This window comes from Mycobacterium novum, from assembly GCF_010726505.1.
Lineage (GTDB): Bacteria > Actinomycetota > Actinomycetes > Mycobacteriales > Mycobacteriaceae > Mycobacterium > Mycobacterium algericum.
The window spans coordinates 1143723-1161631 of record NZ_AP022562.1; the positions used below are offsets into that span (position 1 = coordinate 1143723).

The following is a 17909-nucleotide window of genomic DNA, read 5'->3' on the forward strand; positions in this document are numbered from 1 at the left end:
AGAGCAAAGGAGCTCCATCTTGCGCTTCAACCGAATTGGAACTCACCGAATCATGGGAAGCGCCTTCGCCGGCGCTTTGGCCGCAGCGATGCTGTGCGGCTCGGCCGGCACGGCGGCGGCGGCGCCCGCAGGCTGCACGGCCGCCGATCTGGCCAGGGTCTCGGCCAGCGTCGCGACGGAGACCGAGACCTATCTGACCGCCCACTCGGATGTCAACGAGTTCTTCACCAGCCTGAAAACCATGCCGGCCGAACAGGTTCAGTCGTCGGTGGAGTCGTACATGGACAGCCACCCGCAGGTGCACGATGACCTCAAGAAGATCCGGCAGCCGCGGAATGATCTGCAAAAGCGCTGCAACTGGTCCTCCGACGAACTACCGGACTAAGCGGGACACCGGCGTCGCAGTACGTCTCGGCGGGGAACCGGCCGAGATCGCTCTTTTTCTTGTCACACAGCGGTTTTGGCGGCTACCCCTGGCTTGTTCGACTCCGATGCCCTCGAAGCCATCTCGGCCTGCGACGGGCTGGAGTCGGCATTTCACGGAATCGGCATCCCAAAGCACAAGGCTCGGTACGGGTCGGCAGTGTGGCCTCCACACCGAGTGACACTCGACTTACTGTGCCAGTCGCTGACCGGCATGGCGTTGCGGATTGAGCACCGATTTCCTGGCCATCGCTGACGAAGTCGACCGGGACGCACAGCCTGTACACCTCCAAAATCGACAGCGGCGTCGATCGCTCCACTTCGCGCCGTCCGGGCGGCAACCACCCGTCGAATACGAGGCCCACCACCATGCACGCCACCGCGGCCAGCTGACCGGAGCCAAACCCGATGTCTGCCGGTCATGTCGAGCCTGATCGGGTCGTGTTGGCGGTGGCCGACGGTGCCGGCACCTCGGGTGCGGCGCGGCAGGTGGATGTTTCGCGACCGACGGTGATCAAGTGGCGGGATCGGTTCGCCGGGTTGGGGCTGCCCGGGCTTGCCGATGAGCCGCGAAGTGGCCGGCCCAAGACTGTCGATGATGCCGCGATCGCGTCAAGTGATCTTGAACGCCGAGGCAAAAACAGCCTCTGAAGTGGCCAGGGCCGGGATCGAACCGGCGACCTTCCGCTTTTCAGGCGGACGCTCGTACCAACTGAGCTACCTGGCCGGAAGGCACGTATGCCTCGCCGTATAAAGCGACCCTGACGGGACTTGAACCCGCGACCTCCGCCGTGACAGGGCGGCGCGCTAACCAACTGCGCCACAGGGCCTTGCTCTTCGCTCCGCGTCTCCGCGATACGAGTACCCCCTACGGGATTCGAACCCGCGCTACCGCCTTGAAAGGGCGGCGTCCTAGGCCGCTAGACGAAGGGGGCCAGAACCGAATCTCTCCGGGGACTCGCAACGTGGTCACGTTGGGAGCTTCGCTAGCTTAGGGCACGGTGGGTCCTTTCCTCAAACGCGGCCCCCATCGGCAACGGTCGGCAAGGCAGTATTCTGTTCCGGCACGGCCCCTATAGCTCAGTTGGTAGAGCTACGGACTTTTAATCCGCAGGTCGTAGGTTCGAGTCCTACTGGGGGCACCCATCAACGTCCGGTGGCGGGCAGTACTGCTGTCTCGCCACCCCGACTGGCTGTGACGCTTTTCATACCTCCGCGCCGGGCAACACGGCGCTCAGGTAGGTCAGATCGCCGAACGCCACCGCCAGGGCGTCATCGCCGTACTCCAGGCCGGCCTCGGTGTAGAGGTCGCGGACTTCGCGGCCCGACACCGTCCAGCCGGCTTGGGTCAGGTAGTCGACGACGTGGTTGCGTTCGCCGTGGTAGATCAGCTCGCCGATCTCCACCTCGCACCCGACGGACTGCAGCTTCTCGCGGTGCTCGCGCCATTCCGGGCCGGCGAACACCGTGGTGTCCTGGATGAACTCACAAGCCAGCCGGCTGCCCGGCGCGCTCAGCGCGGTGATGGTGTCGAACAGGGCGTCCTGGGCCTCTGGCTGCAGGTAGACCAGCAGCCCTTCGGCGCTCCACACCGTCGGCGCCTGCGGGTCGAACCCGGCGGCCTTGAGCGCGGCCGGCCAGTCGTCGCGCAGGTCGACGGCGACGGTGCGGCGCTGCGCGGTCGGCTCGGCGCCCAGCTCAGCCAGGGTATTGCTCTTGAAGTCGATCACCGCGGGCAGGTCGACCTCGTAGACCACGGTGCCGGCCGGCCAATCCAGCCGGTAGGCACGCGAGTCCAGGCCGGCGGCGAGGATGACCGCCTGGCGGATTCCACTCTGCGTCCCTGCCAGGAAATGCTGGTCGAAGAACCGGGTCCGGATCCCCATGCCGTGCCCCATCCGGACCGGGTCGAAGTCGTCGTCTTCGGGCAGCGCGACGTCCCCGTCGATCAGCCGGGTGAAGAAGTCGATGCCGACGGCGCGCACCAGCGGCGCCGCGAACGGGTCGTTGATCAGCTTGTCGGGCCCGGCGGTGGCCAGCGCGCGCTGCGCCGCCACCATGGTCGCGGTCGCCCCCACACTGCTGGCCAGGTCCCAGCTGTCACTGTCCGTACGCGTCATCGCCGTGCCTTCCGAATTCTCAACCGACAAACTATCTAGATAGGCTACCGAATGTTGTCGTGCTGGTGCACCACGGCGCCGGCGACGATGGTCGCCGTGACCAGACCGGCGGCCAGCGCGGCCGGATCACCGTCGAGCACGCACAGGTCACCGGGCTCGCCGGGGCTGACGGTGCGCGGTGTCGCGGGCCGGTCGGGCCGGCCGGTGAACATGGCCAGCGCGGCGCGAGCCGTGACCCGCTCGGCCGGACCCAGCACGGTGCCGCCGGGGGTGGTCCGGTGCACCGCGGCCCGCATGGCCGCCCAGGGGTCGCCGGCGCCGAAGGGGGTGTCGGTGGAGAGCGCCACCGCAATACCGTTGTCCCGCAACGACGCCAGCCGCCACAGCTCGTGGTGCCGACCGGGTTCGATCTCGGCCAGGTAGTCGTCGCCGCGTTCGGCGATGAAGTTGGGCTGGGTGACCACGGTGATGCCGAGCGCAGCGAGGTCGGCCAGTCGGTCGTCGGGCACCACCGCGGCGTGCTCGATCCGATCGTCGCGGTGGACTCCGGCGGACTGCCATGCCGCGATCGCCACGGTGAGCTGGACATCGGTGACGCAGTGCAGCGCCACACCGTGATCGCGTCCGTGGTTGTCGCACAACGCTTCAGCTAAGGAATCGAGGTCCAGCCGGGCGTCGTCGAGGATGATCTTGGCCGGCCCGAGGGTGATGCCGGGCGCCGGGGCCGTTGCGGCCGGCGCCATGCAGTGCAGCCGCTGCAACAGCTCCCCGCTGCGGCGCGCGGCGGCGAACGCGGCGATGTCGGCGTCGGTGTGGCCCGGGGTGGCGTCGGTGATCCCGGTGACGCCGCGTGCGGCCAGCTGCCGGCTCAGTCGCCGCAGCGACGGCTCCCGGCGCGGAAGCTCCGGCGCCGGGTCGCCGTGGGCCCGCAGCAACCTGCCGTCGGGATGATCGGCCCGCCCGATGCGGGCCAGGCCGGCCGAGTTGAGTACCCACAGCGCGCCGCTGCGATGCGCCACCCGCACCGGCACCTCGGGCGAGAGCCGGTCTAGCAGTGCGGCGTTGAGTTCTCCGGCCACCGATTCGTGGTAGCCGTAGCCGCGCACCCAGCCGTCGCGATCTGCCGTCGCGACCCGCAGCGCAGCGGCCAGCTCGTCGAGCGTGTTCACCTGCGGTGGGCCCAGGTACACCGAGTCCAGCGCGGCGGCCGCCGACCGCAGGTGCAGGTGGTGATCGTGCAGCCCGGGAATCACGGTGGCGCGACGCGCGTCCAGCACGTCCTCGCCGCGGCGGGCCGTCAGCTCCGGCGCGACCTGTTCGATGGTGTCGCCGAGCCGGATGTCGACCATCGAGCCGTCGAGCAGCACCGCCCGCTGGATCAGCACCGCGATGCCGCATTCACGAGTTCGCCGACCCGGGCGTTGTCGGCCCCCAGCCGCGGGCCGGTGCCCGCGATATGCGGGCGGGCCGGCGGCGACACCGGGTAGTCGCCGACGGGATGCAGCGGCAGTGCGGCGTAGCGTGCGGCGACGGCGGCCAGCGACAGCGTGATCACCTCACCGCCGCCGCCGGCCAGCGAGTCGAGCACCGCGACGGCGGCTTCGATACCGGTCAGCGGGTCGGCGATGGCGTCGCCGCAGAACACCGGATCCGCCGCCCCGTCACGGCCCACCAACCCGCCCGCCACCGCCGTGTCGTCGCCGAACCCCGGCGGTTCGGCGAGGCTCGGCGGAGTCGGCCCCCGGGCCGGCGGAGGCGAGGCGAAGCCGGGACCGCCGCATAAACCCGGCGGTTCAGCGAGGCTCGACGAAGGAGAGGCGAAGCTGGGACCGCCGTATGAACCGGGGGCCTCGCCGCCGTGCGCGGTGATCTGCAGCCACACCCGCCCCGGCCGGCCCGCCACGTCGAACGGGCCGAGACCGCGGCGCGCCAGCGCCGCCGGACGGGAGCCCTCCAGCACGACGTCGGCGGCATCCAGCAACCGGGCGAGGAAGTCGGTGTCACGATCGAAATCTGCTGTGCAGGACAGTTTTCCGCTATTCATCCAGTCGAAGAAGGCCTTCGGGCCCCGCCGCGTGCCGTCCGGGCGGGACGGGTTTTCCACCTTGATGACGGTGGCCCCGGCCTGCGTCAACAGCTGCCCGCACAGCGGGCCGGCCCACAGTGAGGTCAGGTCGACGACCAGGGCGCCGTGCGCGTCACGGGCCGGACCGCGAGGCCCGGCCCGGCGGATCGACGGTGTCGCGGCGGCGCTCTCCCCCAGTGCGGCGGCGGGCAGATCGAGCAACCGCGCCCGCTCGACGACCTCGGCCACCGGTCGCTGCGACGCCCACCCGGCAACAGCTGTCCACGGCTCCGGGCAGTCGGCTTCGATGAGGGCGGGTACGGCGTCGACGTCGTCGGCGCGCGACAACGTGATCGCCCACCAGCCGTCGGCGGCGGCCAACAGCCGCGTGGCGCCCCCGGCCGAGACGCGCCCGGCGCGGCTGAAGCCCAGCAGGCCGGCACGGCCGGCCAGCAGCGTCGCGGCGTCGGCGTCGACACCGGTGGCGGTGGTGAAGCGGCCCAGCACCTGGGTGGCGTGCTGCAGCACCGCGGCGCGGGAGAAATCCGGCGGGCCGTCGGGCTGCCCGGTCAGCCAGGCCAGTCCCGACGCACCCCAGGCCGCCCCGCCCATCAGGGGCTCCCGACCTCGTCGACGAGCCCCCACCGCAGCGCGGTCGACGCGTCGATGGTGCGCCCCGACAGGATCAGATAGCCGGTGCGCCACCGTCCGATGCGGCGGGTGATGCTGACGGTGCCTCCGGCACCCGGAATCAGCCCGAGGTTGAGCTCGGGCAGGCCCAGCACCGCCTCGGGGTGTGCGCGCACCCGGCCGCAGAAGGCCGCCATCTCCAGTCCGCTGCCCAGCACCTGGCCGTGCACGTCGGCGCGGCAGCGCGCACCGAGCCGAGCGGTCAGCGCGTCCAGCGCCAGCGCCGGGCTGTGGCGGGTGCGGGCCAGGTGGGCACTGGCCACATCGGTGAAGCCGCCGAACTCGGCCAGATCGCCGCCGCTGCAGAAGGAGCGGCCGGCCCCCGACAGCACCACCTCGTCGATCGCGGTGTCGGCTGCGGCCACGGCCAGGCCGTCGAGCAGCGCGGCCCGCATCGCATTGCTGAAGGCGTTGTGGCGCTGCGGCCGGTTGAACCGCAGCAGCAGCGTGTCGCCGTCCCGGTCGATCAGCACCGGCTCGCTGGTGTCGGGCACGGTGGCCGGGCCGCGCTCGGCCAGCCAGCCGGCGAACTCCGGGCCGGCCTGCAGCACCGAGTAGGCCAGTGATTCGGTGATCACTCCGGCTCGTGCCGGCGCGTTCGGGTCCACCGCGCGCAGCACGTCGTCGCAGATCGCGGCCGCATGCGGCCGGCGCCGGCACTGATCGGCGATGTCGGCGAGTGCGTCGGTCACCGATCCGACGGTGATGATCCGGCGATCCGTGGCCTCGGCCTCCGAGAGGGTGAAGGTGGCGCGCTGCAACCAGTGTTCGGCGTGCGCGGTGTCGAAGCGGCTGCCCGTCGCGATGATGATCCCGGCGCCGGGCTCGGCGTCGGGGTTGCCATCGAGGTCGACCACGCTGATCATGACGCACGTCAGCGTACCGATCGCGGTCCCCGGACCGACTCCTGCCGGTAGCGCGACTACCACAAAATGATAATGTCGTTCTCATCCACGACGGATTACGGGGAGCCGAGCGGTGAGCATTTCGTTGTTGCTGGAAATGGCGGTGTCGGCCGACCCAGACCGGGTCGCGGTCGTCTCGGAGACCACCCGCTACACCACCGCCGAACTCAATGCCCTCGCCGACGCCGGCGCCGGGGTGATCAACGAGACCGGCGCGAGCAGCGTGGCCTACATCGGGATGGGCGGCGACATGCTGCCGCTGCTGTTGTTCTCCGCGGCGCGGGCCGGGCGGCCCTTCGCCCCGCTCAACTACCGGCTCAGCGGCCCGGCGCTGCGCGAGCTGATCGGCCGGCTGCCGCAACCGCTGGTCATCGTCGACAAGGAATACCTCGACCTGATCGGCGACCTCGGTGTCGCCCAAATCGATTCGGCCACCTTCTGCGCCCGGGCGCGCACCACCACCCCGGAGGTGCAGTGGCCGGATCCCGACGACGTGGCAGTTGTGCTGTTCACCTCGGGTACCACCTCGGCGCCCAAAGCCGTTGAGCTGACCCACAACAACCTGACCAGTTACATCACTCAGACCGTCGAGTTCGGTTCGGCGGGCCCCGAGGACGCGGCGCTGATCTGCGTGCCGCCCTACCACATCGCCGGTGTCGGAGCGGCGCTGAGCAACCTCTACGCCGGACGCAAGTCGGTCTATCTGCGTCGCTTCAGCCCCGCCGAGTGGATCCGGCTGGTCAAAGATGAGGCGGTGACCACCGCCACCGTCGTCCCGACGATGCTGGAGCGCATCGTGTCGGAACTGGAAGCCCACCCGGCTCCACTGCCGACGCTGCGCAACCTGGCCTACGGTGGCTCCAAGGTTGCGCTGCCGTTGGTGCGCCGGGCGCTGGACCTGCTGCCCGACGTCGGCTTCGTCAACGCCTACGGCCTGACCGAGACCAGTTCGACGGTCGCGGTGCTCACCCCCGACGACCACCGCACGGCGTACGCGGCCACCGACGAAGCCGTCCGCAAGCGGCTGGGGTCGGTCGGCCGCCCGGTCCCGGGCATCGAGGTGGTCATCCGCGACGACGAGGGCCGGCCGGTTGCGGCCGGAGAGCCCGGCGAGTTGTTCCTCCGGGGCGAACAGGTCTCGGGCACCTACACCGGCATGGGGTCGGTGCTCGACGCCGACGGCTGGTTCCCGACCCGTGATCTCGCCGTGCTGGACGACGAGGGATACCTGTACATCGTCGGCCGCTCCGACGACACCATCATCCGCGGCGGCGAGAACATCGCGCCCGCCGAGATCGAGGACGTGCTGGTCGAGCACCCGCAGGTCCGTGAGGTCGCCGTGGTCGGCGCCCCGGATCCTGAGTGGGGCCAGATCATCGTCGCGTGCGTGGTTGCGGCGCCCGGTGCGTCACCGGAGCCGGAGGCGCTGCGCGAGTATGTTCGAGAGCAGCTGCGAGGATCGCGCACCCCGGATCGGATCGTCTTCCGCTCGGAGCTGCCGACCACCCCGACCGGCAAGGTGCTGCGCCGGGAACTCCTCGACGACCTGTAAGCCGCGAAGTAGTCCACCTCGTTTTCCAAGCCGAAGGAACGCAATGATCAAGTCCGGTACCCGTCTGAAGAGCCAGGTGTGCGACACCCAGGTCATCGTGGTGAAGACCGCCGACAGCCTCGATGACCTGCGCGCCGGTGGGGCCCCGATGGTGCCCCTGGAGGACAGCGCCTCGCCGGAGGCGACCCTGGATCCCGACTTCGCCGGCGGCGCGGTGATGGGCAAGCGCTACGTCGACGACGCCGGCGCCGAGGTCTTGGTGACCAAGGCCGGCGCCGGTACCTTGAGCGTCGGCACCGTGCCGTTGGCCCTCAAGGAAGCCAAGCCGCTGCCGGCCAGCGACTGACCGCGGGCGGTCAGGCCCGCTCGCGCACCGGCCGGTAGAACACCAGCAGTTGGCCGATGCCACCGGCGAGCCCGAGCCCGGCCGCGATCAGCAGCCCGGTCCACCCGTCGCACCAGTTCTGCCCGAACAGCAGGTGGTCCAGGCTGAGCGGCCCGGCGCCGAGCATGGCGATGCCGACTGCGACGGCGGCCAGTACCAGGTTGTACTCCCAGCCGCTCTTGACGATGAAGAAGCCGTTGTCGCGGTGTACTGTCCAGGCCGCCACCAGCATCAGGGCGACGAAGCCCGCCGCAGGAATCGGCGTGAGCAGGCCGGCGGCCAGGCCCAGCCCGGCGGCGATCTCGGTTCCGGCGGCCACCCGGGCGTGGAAGAGGCCGGGCCGCATACCGATGCTGTCGAACCACCGTGCGGTGCCGGGGATCCGGCCCCCAGAGAAGATCTTGTTGTAGCCGTGCGCGGCCATGGTCAGGCCCAGGCAGAGCCGCACGATCAACAGTCCCACGCCGTAAGCGGTCATCGAATGGGTTCTCCTTCTGCTCGATCTTGTTGGTCCTCTTGCTGATCCGCCACGCGCATCAGGTGCGCCAGCCGGCCGACGAATACCGGCGGGTAGACGCCGACCCCGGCCCGGGTGACCCACTCGGCGGCGAACTCGGGTTGGCTGATCCACTGCCCGGCGCCGGCCTCGCCCACTTCCTCAGCGGCCTCCTGCAGCATGAACACCTCGCGAGGATTGTCAAAGGCCTGGAATATCAAGACCTTCCGGATGCCGGCCGCAGCGAAGGCGTCCGCGGTGTCGTGGACATGGTCGATGAGCGCCTCGGCGTCGACGACTTCGGCCACCGCCGCGACGACCACGCCCGGCGGTTCGGCCGGCGGTTCAGTCAGGCTCGAACTGTCGGCCAGCTCGATGCGCTCCGCCAGCGAACCGGCGAAGACGGCGGGGATGTCGTCGACGCCGACCGCGTCGAACCAGGCCATGAACGCCTCGTCGCGGAGCAGATCGGTGACCGGCTGCGCGGCGCGGATCGACATCAGTGCCAGCACCCGGCCGGGATCGACCGACGAGGTGTAGACCAGCACGTGGCTGGCGCCCAGGTGAGCCAGGCTGTCGCGGTGGCGCTGCAACAGCGGCCAGACCCTGGCCGGATCCGGAACCCGATAATCGGTCACCAGCACCAGGGAACGCGACAGCGGCACGTTCTCGGTCAATGTGCGATCGCGCCGCTCAACTCGCCGGGCTCAAGTCTGCCGCGACCGACGCACACGCCGGCCCGCAGCGGAACATCTCGACGTGACCGGATCCGGCAACGCCTTTCGGGTCGATGCCCGCCGCTCGCAGCGCCTGGGCCTTGAACGCACGGGCTGCCGCGCTGAGCCGGTGCTGGCGGGTGTCGACGTCGCGATCCAACTCGGCCGGCACGTCGCCCCACAGCGTCACCTCGGTGCTGCTGTGTTCCAGCGCGTCGAGCACGCCCTGGCGCACGCGTGCGTGGCCGTCGAACATCTCGGCGCAGACGGCGATGGTCTGCGGGTGCGGCCACTGCTCCCAGTGGGTGAGCACCGACGCCAGGTCCAGCACCCGGGCGCCGAGGATCTGCAGCGGGCGGGTGTCGGTGCCCTCGAAGGCATCGAGCATCATCACGCTGACGTCCCAGCCCGCCGTCGCGCGGTCGTAGAGCCAGCCGCCCGCCGCCGTGACGATGTCGACGACACTGTGGCCGACGATGTCGAACCGGTACCGCATGTCGGGGTCGGGGGTCATTGCAGGACGTCCTTTTCCAGTGGAGCGAAGTCGCGGGCCAGTGTTTCCGTGTAGGCCGTGAACACCTCGGCCAGCGGTATCGAGGGATCCAGTAGCCATGACATCTCCATTCCGTTGATAAAGGCGAGAATCTCTGCGGCCTTGATGGCCGGGTCGAAATCCGTGCGGTAGCGGCCGGAGTCCTGGCCGCAGCGGATCAGGTCGGCGACGATGTCGACCGCGGCGTGGTAGCGCTTGAGCATCCGATCGTGCAGCGGCGCCTCGGGCAGCACGTTCTCGGCGAGCAGCACGGTGAAGGTTCCGACCAACTCGGGTGCCCGGGTGAATCGGTCGGCCACCCGTTGGATCTCCTCGATGAGGTCGCCGCTGCGGTCGGCGTGCGTGTCGTCGTCGGCGTCGCGGGCGTCGAGCACCGCGTGCAGCAGCTGTTCCTTGGACGCGAAGTGGTGCAGCAGGCCCGCCGCGCTGACCCCGGCGTTGCGGGCGATCTGCGCCAGCGAGGTGTTGCGCCAGCCGTTGCGGGCCAGCAGGTGCTCGGCTGCCAACAGAATCCGCTGCCTGCGGTCCTCGCCTTTGGCGAGCAGTGTGGCGTACGGCCGGGGTGAGGTCACCGGTCTCCTTCGATCAACCAACCAAGTGAACACACAGTAGGTTGGTTTGCGCGCTGTGACAAGGGTCTCATCGAAGAATCTTTGGTTACGGACTCACAACCGCGGCCCGAGACCGTCTCAGAGCCCCAGCGACTTGGCGATGATCATCTTCATCACCTCGCTGGTCCCGGCATAGATCCGGGCCACCCGCGCGTCGGTGTAGAGCCGCGCGATCGGGTATTCCATCATGTAGCCGTAGCCGCCGAACAACTGCAGGCAGCGATCGATGACCCGGGCCTGCATCTCGGTGCAGAACAGTTTCACCCGAGCGGCGTCGGCGCCCGAAAGCTTGCCATCGACGTGCTCGATGACCGCCCTATCGAGCATGCATTGGGCGGCCTCGATCTCGGTGGAGACCGCGGCCAGTTCGAACTTGGTGTTCTGGAACGACGCGACCGGTGAGCCGAACACGTTCCGGTTCTTCACGTAGTCGATGGTGGCGGCCAGCGCCGAACGGGACTGCGCCACCGAGCCGACCGCCACGGTGAGTCGTTCCTGGGCCAGGTTGTGGCCCAGGTAGCTGAAGGCCTCGCCGTCGGCCCCCAGCCGGTTGGCCATCGGAACCCGCACATCGGTGAAGGACAATTCGGCGGTGTCCTGGACCTTGCAGCCCATCTTGTCCAGTTCGCGGCCTCGGGCGAAGCCGGGCATGCCGTCCTCGACCACCAGCAGCGTCAGCCCGGCGCGGCGGTTGTCGGGGTCGGTGGCGGTGCGGGCCACCACGATCACCAGATCCGCCTGAATGCCGCCGGTGATGAACGTCTTCGCCCCGTTGAGGATGTAGTCGTCGCCGTCGCGCACCGCGGTGGTGCGCATCCCGGCCAGATCCGATCCGGTGCCCGGCTCGGTCATCGCGATCGCCGTCAGCAGCGTGCCGGCGGCCAGCCCGGGAAACCAGCGCGCCCGCTGCTCGTCGTTGGCGTAGTGCAGGAAGTACGGCAGGATCACCTCGAGTTGGGTGCGCACCGTGGACAGTGTGACCAGCGCGCGGGCCGCCTCCTCCTGCAGCACCACGTTGTAGCGGTAGTCGTCGATGCCCGCGCCGCCGTACTCCTCGGGGATCGCCATGCCGAGCATCCCCAGCGAGCCCAGCTGCTCGAAGACCGCGCGCGGCATCCGGCCGGCCTTCTCCCAGTTGGGGTATTCGGGCACCACGTGCTTCTCGACGAAGTCACGGGCCAGCGCCCGGAACGCCTCGTGGTCTTCGGTGAACAGCACGCGCTGCATGACGGTGTCTCCTTAGCCGATCCGGCCGGCCTAGCCGACGAGTTCGACGATCGTGGCGTTGGCGGTCCCGCCGCCCTCGCACATGGTCTGCAATCCGTACCGAATTCCGTTGTCGCGCATGTGGTTGATCATCCGGATCATCAGCACCGCGCCGGAAGCGCCGAGCGGATGGCCCAGTGCGATCGCCCCGCCCACCGGGTTGAGCAGCTCCTCGTCGGCGCCGGTCTCGGCCAGCCACGCCAGCGGCACCGGGGCGAACGCCTCGTTGACCTCGAACACACCGATGTCGGCTATGCCCAGCCCCGCGCGTTTGAGCACCTTCTCGGTGGCCGGAATGGGCCCGGTGAGCATCAGCACCGGGTCGGCGCCGGTGACCGCGCCGGCGGTGTAGCGCACCAGCGGGGTCAGCCCGCGCCGGGCGGCCTCGTCCTCGCTCATCACCAACAGTGCTGCGGCGCCGTCGGATATCTGCGAGGAGTTGCCGGCGTGGATCATTCCGTCGTCCCGAAAGGCCGGCTTGAGTCCGGCCAGCTTCTCGGCGGTGGTGCCGCGGCGGATGCCCTCGTCGGCGTCCACCACCCCACCTTCGGTGACGACCGGGACGATCTGGTCGCGAAACGCCCCGGCATCCTGCGCGGCGGCGGCCCGCTCATGCGAGCGCGCCGAGTACTCGTCGACCCTGGTGCGGTCGAAACCCCATTTCTCACAAATCATCTCGGCGCCGATGCCCTGGTTGAACTGGAAGCCGTCATAGCGCGCCAGAGCCTTGGGGCCGTAGGGCTCCCCGGTGGCCCGGGCCGCACCGAGCGGGACCCGGCTCATGACCTCGACACCGCCGGCAACGACGACGTCCTGCTGCCCCGACATCACCGCCTGTACCGCGAAGTCCAGCGCCTGCTGACTGGAGCCGCACGCCCGGTTGACCGTGGTGCCCGGGATTGCCTCGGGCCAGCCCGCGGCCAGCACCGCGTACCGGCCGATGTTGGAGGACTGGTCGCCGACCTGCGACACACAACCCCACACCACGTCGTCGACGACGCCCGGGTCGACCCCGGTTCGCTGCATCAGCTCGTTGAGCACGATCGCGGACAGGTCCGCGGCATGCGTGCCGGCCAGGCCGCCGTTGCGTTTGCCGACCGGGGTGCGCACCGCCCCCACGATCACCGTTGGTCGCATCTCTACTCCGATCTCACTTGGCAGGCCATCCGCCGGTGAAGCGTGGTGTCCGCTTCTCGGCGAAGGCCGCATAGGCTTCCGCGGCGTCGGTTCCCGCGAAATTGACTAACTGGGCTCGGGATTCGTTGGCCAGTGCCTCGGGCAGGGTAGCGTCGGCGCCCTGATTGAGCAGCGCCTTGGTCTGCGCCAGCGCCCGCGGCGGGCCGGCGGCCAGCCGGTCGGCGAGATCGTCGACGAACCCGTCGATCTCACCGGCGCCGATCACCCACGTCACCAGGTTCAGCGCCTGGGCTTCGGTGGCGTCGATGGTCTCGGCCAGCAGCGCCAACCGCTTGGCCTGCTGCAGGCCGACGATCTTGGGCAATAGCCACGAACCGGCCAGGTCGATCGACAGACCCCGCTTCGAGAAGATCTGGCAGAACGTCGATTCCGGTGTGGCGACCACCAGATCGCAGCCCAGCGCCAGGTTCCAGCCCGCCCCGACCGCCACCCCGGTCACCTTGGCGATGGTCGGGATCGCCAGCTCGTGCAGCGCCAGCGCGACGTCGGTGAGCCGCTGCAGCTTGTACACCGGGTGGGTGTCGTCACCGGTGCCGATGTCCGCGCCCGAACAGAACGCGCCGCCCGCGCCGGTGATGACCAGGGCGCGCAAGTCGCGGTCGTCGGCGGCATCGCGCAGCGCATCGCGCAGCGCCCGCCACAGCTGCGGGTTGATCGCGTTCTTGCGGGCGGGCCGGTTCAGGATGAGGGTCCGCACCCCGTCGCGATCGGTGCGCAGCAGCACGTCGGTGTCGGGCGTCATCAGCTGCCAGCCTGCCCGATCGCCCGCTGGCCGCGCAGCTCGGCGATCTCGGTGTCGGTGAAACCCAGTTCGCCCAGCACCGCCTCGGTGTGCTCGCCGAGGGCCGGCACCGGCCCCATCGGCGGCTCGAAGCCGGCGATCACCGGCGGCGGCAGCAACGACGGGATCGGCCCGGCCGGGGTGTCGATCGAGCGCCACCGGTCGCGCTCGGACAGCTGCGGGTGTGCCAGCACGTCGCCGGCGGTGTTGTAGCGGGCGTTGCCGATTCCGGCGGCATCGGCTGCGTGCTGGATCTTGGCCAGGTCGTGGCGGGCGCACCACTGGCCGATCGCCTCGTCCAGGATCGCCCGGTTCGCCACCCGGTCGGCGTTGCCGGCGAAGCGCGGGTCGTCGGCCAGGTCGTCGCGGCCCAGCAGCTCGCGGGCCAGCCGCTGCCACTCCCGGTCGTTGGTGGTGCCCAGCACCACGGTGTGCCCGTCGGCGGTCGCATACGCGCCGTAGGGCGCCACGGCCGGTGAGCTCATGCCCAGCGGCTGCTGCTCGACGCCGGAGTGCCGCGCATAGGTCAGGTGATAGCCCATCATCTCGGCCATGGTGTCGAACAGGCTGACGGTCACCGACGGCGCCGGCTCATCGCTGCCCGCACCCTTGCGACCGATCAGCAGCGCCATGATCGACAGCGCCGAGTACAGGCCGCTGGTCACGTCCGCCACCGGCGGGCCGGGCTTGGCCGGCTCCCCCGGCCGGCCGGTCACCGAACACACCCCGGACTCGGCCTGCACCAGCAGGTCGTAGGCCCGCTTGTGCGACAGCGGTCCGCCGCTGCCGTAGCCGTCGATCTCCACGGCGATCACGTTCGGGTGCCGGGTTGCCATGTCCGTTGCCGACAGCCCCAGCCGCGCGGTGGCGCCCGGTGCGAGATTGGAGACCAGCACGTCGGCGGTGTCCAGTAGCCGGTGCAGAACCTCGCGTCCCGCCTCGCTTTTGAGATCCAGGGTGACCGACTGTTTGCCGCGGTTGACCCAGACGAAGTGTGCCGCCTGGCCTCCGGGACCACCGACCACGTCGTCGTAGTAGCGGGCGAAGTCGCCGCCGTCGGGGTTCTCCACCTTGATCACCCGCGCACCGAAGTCGGCCAGCGCGCGGGTGCACATCGGGGCGGACACCGCCTGCTCCAGGGCCACCACCGTGACACCGGCCAGCGGTGCGGTCATCAGTAGCTCCTCGGCATCCCGAGCACGTGCGAGCCGAGGAAGTTCAGGATCATCTCCTGGCTGACCGGGGCGATCTTCATCAACCGGGACTCCCGGAAGAACCGGGAGATGTTGTACTCCTCCGAGTAGCCCATCCCGCCGTGGGTCTGCAAAGCGCGGTCGGCCGCCGCGAAACCGGCGTCGGCACACAGATATTTGGCCATGTTGGCTTCACGACCGCAGGACTTGCCGTTGTCGTAGAGCCAGGTGGCCTTGCGCAGGATCAACTCGGCGGCGTCCAGGCGGGCCAACGAGTCGGCGAGCGGGAACTGGATGCCCTGGTTCATGCCGATCGGCCGGTCGAACACCACGCGCTCGTTGGCGTACTTGACCGCGCGGTCCAGCGCGACCCGGCCGATGCCGAGCGCCTCGGCGGCGATCAGCATGCGCTCCGGGTTGAGCCCGTGCAGGATGTAGGAGAAGCCCTTGCCCTCTTCGCCGATCCGGTGTTCGGCCGGTACTCGCAGGTCGTCGATGAAGACCTCGTTGGAGGACACCGCATTTCGGCCCATCTTGGGGATCGGCCGGATGTCGATGTGGTCGCGGTCGATATCGGTGAGGAACAGCGTGAGGCCCTCGGTGGGTTTGCCCCCTCGCTTTTCCACGTCGTCGCGGGACTCGGTGCGGGTCAGCAGCAGGATCTTCTCGGACTCGATGGCCTTGGAGATCCACACCTTGCGGCCGTTGACCACATAATCGCTGCCGTCCCGCTTGGCGAACGTGGTGATACGTGACGTATCGAGTCCCGCGGTCGGTTCGGTGACGCCGAAGCACACGTGCAGATCACCGCTGACGATGCGCGGCAGGGTTTCGGCCTTCATCTCATCGGAGCCGAACACCACCACCGGCTGCATCCCGAAGATCGACATGTGGATGGCGCTGGCGGCGTTCATGCCACCGCCGGAACGCGCCACTTCCTCGGCCAGGATGGTGGCCTCGGTGATACCCAGTCCGTGGCCGCCGTACGCCTCGGGGATGGTCATGCCCAGCCAGCCGCCGCCGGCGATGGCGTCGTAGAACTCCTGCGGGAATTCGTGCGCCTGGTCCTTGCTCATCCAGTAGTGGTCGTCGAACTTGGACGCCAGCTCGGCGACCGACTGCCGGATCAGCTGCTGGTCCTCGGTCAGCTCGAAGCTCATTCCTTCGGGCATGGTCTCCTCCAGCTCGTCGCTGCACTCAGGGATATGCGTTAGCCGGAAATGAGAATAGCATTCTCACTCATTGGGTTCCTTCGGCGTACCAGGTGCGGAACTCGGCGTAATTGGGCATCTCCTCCGAGTTGGCCTTGGGGTCGATGCACACGTGGATGACCGCGGTCCCGCCCGCCGCGTAGGCCCGCTTGATCGCCGGCCCGATCTCCGTCTCGTCTTGCACGTACTCGCCGTGGCAGCCCATGCCCTCGGCGATCTTGTCGAACCGGACGTCCTTGCTCCAGTGCACCCCCGGCTGCGGCGAGGGCTGGTCGAACGTGCGCTTGTACACCCCGACTTCCAGGCCCCACTGGTGGTCCACCCCGACCACGCAGACCAGCGGCAGCTTCAGCCGGGCGGCGGTCTCCAGCTCGGCGATGTGGAACAGGAACGCCGAGTCGCTAGTCAGCAGCATCACCGGCCGCTTGCCGCCCTCGGCGACCGAGGCGCCCACCGCGTACGGCAGGCCGGTGCCCAGGTGGCCGAAGTTCTGGTTCCACATCACGTCGTGCGGCTTGGCCTGTGAATAGGTCCACTGGAAGATGACGGTGGCGCCGCCGTCGCGCACCATGATGCCGTCGGCGGGGAACGCTTTGGTGGCCTCGACCACGTAGCGTGCCGGGTGCACCGGGCTGCGCCCGGTCGGTGCGGTCTCGGCCAGCTCGGCGAGCTGCTCGGCGTCCTGTTTGATCCAGCGGTCCAGCTCGGCCGGCGCGGTGCGCGGGGTCTGCTTGAGTGCCGCCACGAGTTGGGGTACCACGCCACGCAGATCGCCCACCAGCGGCACGTCGATGGGCCGGTTCACCCCGATCGCCATCGGGTCCTGCTCGACGTAGATCCATTTGCGCTCGGCGTTCTTGGCCGCCCAGTGCCGGGTGGTGCCGTAGTGCACCGGCTCGCCCAGTTCGGTGCCCAGCGCCACACAGACGTCGGAGGCCACCACCGCCTCGACCGCCGATTGGGAGAACCCGTAGGGGAAGGTGCGGTCTTCCAGACCGGGGATGAACGCGGTGCCGCCGGAGGTCTGGATCACCGGGCACGCCATCAGTTCGGCGAGCTCGCGCACCGCCGCCGCGCTGCGCGAGGTGTGTACCCCGTGCCCCACCAGCAGCACCGGATTCGCCGCGTTGCGGATGATCTCGGCGGCTTCGGCGACCTCGGCCGCCCCGGCCCGCTGGTTGACCAGCCGGTAGCGGTGCGGCTCCGGCGGACCGGCGACATCGAGCTCTTCGAGGATCACGTGTGACGGGTATTCGATGTAGGCTGGGCCCGGCGTGCCCGACAGGGCCCGCCGGATCGCCTCGTGCACGATCTCATCGGTCTGGTCGGCGTACTCGATCGACGCGCTGTACTTCACCGACGGCGCGAAAAGCTCTTCCTGGCGGACGAATTGGATACGCCCGCGCCGCACTCGCCGCTCGGTGATGCGGGCCCGCTGCCCGCCCAGGAACACCACCGGGGAGTTCTCCACCTTGGCGCACATCATCGCCCCGGCGATGTTGGCCACGCCGGGCCCCAGGGTGCCGATGCACAGTCCGGGCGCCCCGGTCATCCGCGACGCCGCCTCGGCCATGAACCCGGCGCTCTCCTCGTGGTGCGGCGCCACCACCGACCAACCGCGCTGTTCGGCCTCGACGAACATGTGCACGAAGTTGGGGTCGGGGATACCGAACAGCGTGTTGACGCCCTCGGCCTCGAACAACTCCAGGATCCGGCGATATACGGGCACACCCACAGTCGAAACT

Annotated in this window: 17 protein-coding genes, 4 tRNA genes and 1 pseudogene; 5 read left to right on the top strand and 17 right to left on the bottom strand. The window is 69.4% G+C overall.

The window, feature by feature from the left end:
- Positions 1-52: 52 nt before the first annotated feature.
- A complete protein-coding gene (locus G6N19_RS05325; protein WP_083037243.1) occupies positions 53-385 on the top strand; it encodes a heme-binding protein in 333 nt (110 codons plus the stop codon).
- Between the two features lie 452 nt (positions 386-837).
- Positions 838-1050, top strand: a pseudogene (locus G6N19_RS05330) (helix-turn-helix domain-containing protein); the annotation flags it as partial.
- A 26-nt stretch (positions 1051-1076) separates the two neighbouring features.
- Here G6N19_RS05330 and G6N19_RS05335 read toward each other — a convergent pair.
- The 3 genes from G6N19_RS05335 to G6N19_RS05345 all read right to left on the bottom strand — a co-directional run bounded on the left by G6N19_RS05335 (position 1077) and on the right by G6N19_RS05345 (position 1358).
- Positions 1077-1150: transfer RNA gene (locus tag G6N19_RS05335), tRNA-Phe, on the bottom strand.
- Positions 1151-1179: 29 nt separating this feature from the next.
- Positions 1180-1253: transfer RNA gene (locus tag G6N19_RS05340), tRNA-Asp, on the bottom strand.
- Between the two features lie 32 nt (positions 1254-1285).
- Positions 1286-1358 (bottom strand) — tRNA-Glu (locus G6N19_RS05345).
- A gap of 134 nt (positions 1359-1492) precedes the next feature.
- Between G6N19_RS05345 and G6N19_RS05350 the strand changes: the two genes are divergently transcribed.
- A tRNA-Lys gene (locus G6N19_RS05350) sits at positions 1493-1565 on the top strand.
- 63 nt (positions 1566-1628) lie between these two features.
- On the opposite strand, the gene G6N19_RS05355 is transcribed toward G6N19_RS05350, so the two are convergent.
- The 4 genes from G6N19_RS05355 to G6N19_RS05370 are packed head-to-tail and all read right to left on the bottom strand — an operon-like array spanning position 1629 to position 6164.
- Positions 1629-2543, bottom strand: coding sequence for a class I SAM-dependent methyltransferase (locus G6N19_RS05355; protein ID WP_193465908.1), 915 nt, complete (start codon positions 2541-2543; stop codon positions 1629-1631).
- Between the two features lie 44 nt (positions 2544-2587).
- Entirely contained in the window at positions 2588-3928 is a 1341-nt protein-coding gene (locus G6N19_RS05360; protein WP_193465909.1) for an amidohydrolase family protein, read from the bottom strand.
- Positions 3922-5220: a CoA transferase gene (locus G6N19_RS05365; protein ID WP_193465910.1), complete on the bottom strand. Its 1299-nt coding sequence runs from the start codon at positions 5218-5220 to the stop codon at positions 3922-3924. The genes G6N19_RS05360 and G6N19_RS05365 overlap by 7 nt, the downstream gene beginning before the upstream one ends.
- Positions 5220-6164, bottom strand: coding sequence for an enoyl-CoA hydratase/isomerase family protein (locus G6N19_RS05370; protein ID WP_193465911.1), 945 nt, complete (start codon positions 6162-6164; stop codon positions 5220-5222). The genes G6N19_RS05365 and G6N19_RS05370 overlap by 1 nt, the downstream gene beginning before the upstream one ends.
- 112 nt (positions 6165-6276) lie before the next feature.
- Here G6N19_RS05370 and G6N19_RS05375 point away from each other — a divergent pair, with 112 nt between their 5' ends.
- On the top strand, positions 6277-7755 hold the full coding sequence (locus G6N19_RS05375; RefSeq protein WP_193465912.1) for a class I adenylate-forming enzyme family protein: 1479 nt from the start codon (positions 6277-6279) through the stop codon (positions 7753-7755).
- 43 nt (positions 7756-7798) lie between these two features.
- The gene (locus G6N19_RS05380; protein ID WP_013827686.1) at positions 7799-8101 is read left to right on the top strand and encodes a hypothetical protein; all 303 of its coding nucleotides are present in this window, start codon (positions 7799-7801) and stop codon (positions 8099-8101) included.
- A 10-nt stretch (positions 8102-8111) separates the two neighbouring features.
- Here G6N19_RS05380 and G6N19_RS05385 read toward each other — a convergent pair whose 3' ends face one another.
- The 10 genes from G6N19_RS05385 to G6N19_RS05430 all read right to left on the bottom strand — a co-directional run bounded on the left by G6N19_RS05385 (position 8112) and on the right by G6N19_RS05430 (position 17899).
- Complete coding sequence (locus G6N19_RS05385; RefSeq protein WP_013827685.1) at positions 8112-8618, bottom strand: DoxX family protein; 507 nt, start codon at positions 8616-8618, stop codon at positions 8112-8114.
- On the bottom strand, positions 8615-9313 hold the full coding sequence (locus tag G6N19_RS05390) for a fatty-acid--CoA ligase (RefSeq protein ID WP_193465913.1): 699 nt from the start codon (positions 9311-9313) through the stop codon (positions 8615-8617). Before G6N19_RS05390 ends, G6N19_RS05385 begins: the two co-directional genes overlap by 4 nt.
- A gap of 16 nt (positions 9314-9329) precedes the next feature.
- Positions 9330-9866, bottom strand: coding sequence for a hypothetical protein (locus G6N19_RS05395; RefSeq protein WP_013827683.1), 537 nt, complete (start codon positions 9864-9866; stop codon positions 9330-9332).
- Positions 9863-10477 (bottom strand): TetR/AcrR family transcriptional regulator, encoded by a 615-nt coding sequence (locus G6N19_RS05400; protein ID WP_013827682.1) that lies wholly within the window; start codon positions 10475-10477, stop codon positions 9863-9865. The genes G6N19_RS05395 and G6N19_RS05400 overlap by 4 nt, the downstream gene beginning before the upstream one ends.
- A gap of 117 nt (positions 10478-10594) precedes the next feature.
- Positions 10595-11743 (bottom strand): acyl-CoA dehydrogenase family protein, encoded by a 1149-nt coding sequence (locus G6N19_RS05405; RefSeq protein WP_083037235.1) that lies wholly within the window; start codon positions 11741-11743, stop codon positions 10595-10597.
- Positions 11744-11773: 30 nt separating this feature from the next.
- The gene (locus G6N19_RS05410) at positions 11774-12919 is read right to left on the bottom strand and encodes a thiolase family protein (RefSeq protein WP_193465914.1); all 1146 of its coding nucleotides are present in this window, start codon (positions 12917-12919) and stop codon (positions 11774-11776) included.
- 13 nt (positions 12920-12932) lie between these two features.
- Positions 12933-13721: an enoyl-CoA hydratase/isomerase family protein gene (locus G6N19_RS05415; protein ID WP_193465915.1), complete on the bottom strand. Its 789-nt coding sequence runs from the start codon at positions 13719-13721 to the stop codon at positions 12933-12935.
- Positions 13721-14935: a CaiB/BaiF CoA transferase family protein gene (locus G6N19_RS05420; protein ID WP_193465916.1), complete on the bottom strand. Its 1215-nt coding sequence runs from the start codon at positions 14933-14935 to the stop codon at positions 13721-13723. The genes G6N19_RS05415 and G6N19_RS05420 overlap by 1 nt, the downstream gene beginning before the upstream one ends.
- Positions 14935-16113 (bottom strand): acyl-CoA dehydrogenase family protein, encoded by a 1179-nt coding sequence (locus G6N19_RS05425; RefSeq protein WP_193374439.1) that lies wholly within the window; start codon positions 16111-16113, stop codon positions 14935-14937. The genes G6N19_RS05420 and G6N19_RS05425 overlap by 1 nt, the downstream gene beginning before the upstream one ends.
- A 79-nt stretch (positions 16114-16192) precedes the next feature.
- Positions 16193-17899: a thiamine pyrophosphate-binding protein gene (locus tag G6N19_RS05430; protein WP_013827676.1), complete on the bottom strand. Its 1707-nt coding sequence runs from the start codon at positions 17897-17899 to the stop codon at positions 16193-16195.
- Between the last annotated feature and the right edge of the window lie 10 nt (positions 17900-17909).

What these genes read in the sequence shown, in the direction of transcription:
- G6N19_RS05385 (WP_013827685.1), bottom strand. Translation starts at nt 8,618, where the DNA reads ATGACCGCTTACGGCGTGGGACTGTTGATCGTGCGGCTCTGCCTGGGC.
- G6N19_RS05365 (WP_193465910.1), bottom strand. Translation starts at nt 5,220, where the DNA reads ATGGGCGGGGCGGCCTGGGGTGCGTCGGGACTGGCCTGGCTGACCGGG.
- G6N19_RS05425 (WP_193374439.1), bottom strand. Translation starts at nt 16,113, where the DNA reads ATGAGCTTCGAGCTGACCGAGGACCAGCAGCTGATCCGGCAGTCGGTC.
- G6N19_RS05325 (WP_083037243.1), top strand. Translation starts at nt 53, where the DNA reads ATGGGAAGCGCCTTCGCCGGCGCTTTGGCCGCAGCGATGCTGTGCGGC.
- G6N19_RS05405 (WP_083037235.1), bottom strand. Translation starts at nt 11,743, where the DNA reads ATGCAGCGCGTGCTGTTCACCGAAGACCACGAGGCGTTCCGGGCGCTG.
- G6N19_RS05395 (WP_013827683.1), bottom strand. Translation starts at nt 9,866, where the DNA reads ATGACCCCCGACCCCGACATGCGGTACCGGTTCGACATCGTCGGCCAC.
- G6N19_RS05420 (WP_193465916.1), bottom strand. Translation starts at nt 14,935, where the DNA reads ATGACCGCACCGCTGGCCGGTGTCACGGTGGTGGCCCTGGAGCAGGCG.
- G6N19_RS05415 (WP_193465915.1), bottom strand. Translation starts at nt 13,721, where the DNA reads ATGACGCCCGACACCGACGTGCTGCTGCGCACCGATCGCGACGGGGTG.
- G6N19_RS05370 (WP_193465911.1), bottom strand. Translation starts at nt 6,164, where the DNA reads ATGATCAGCGTGGTCGACCTCGATGGCAACCCCGACGCCGAGCCCGGC.
- G6N19_RS05380 (WP_013827686.1), top strand. Translation starts at nt 7,799, where the DNA reads ATGATCAAGTCCGGTACCCGTCTGAAGAGCCAGGTGTGCGACACCCAG.
- G6N19_RS05410 (WP_193465914.1), bottom strand. Translation starts at nt 12,919, where the DNA reads ATGCGACCAACGGTGATCGTGGGGGCGGTGCGCACCCCGGTCGGCAAA.
- G6N19_RS05355 (WP_193465908.1), bottom strand. Translation starts at nt 2,543, where the DNA reads ATGACGCGTACGGACAGTGACAGCTGGGACCTGGCCAGCAGTGTGGGG.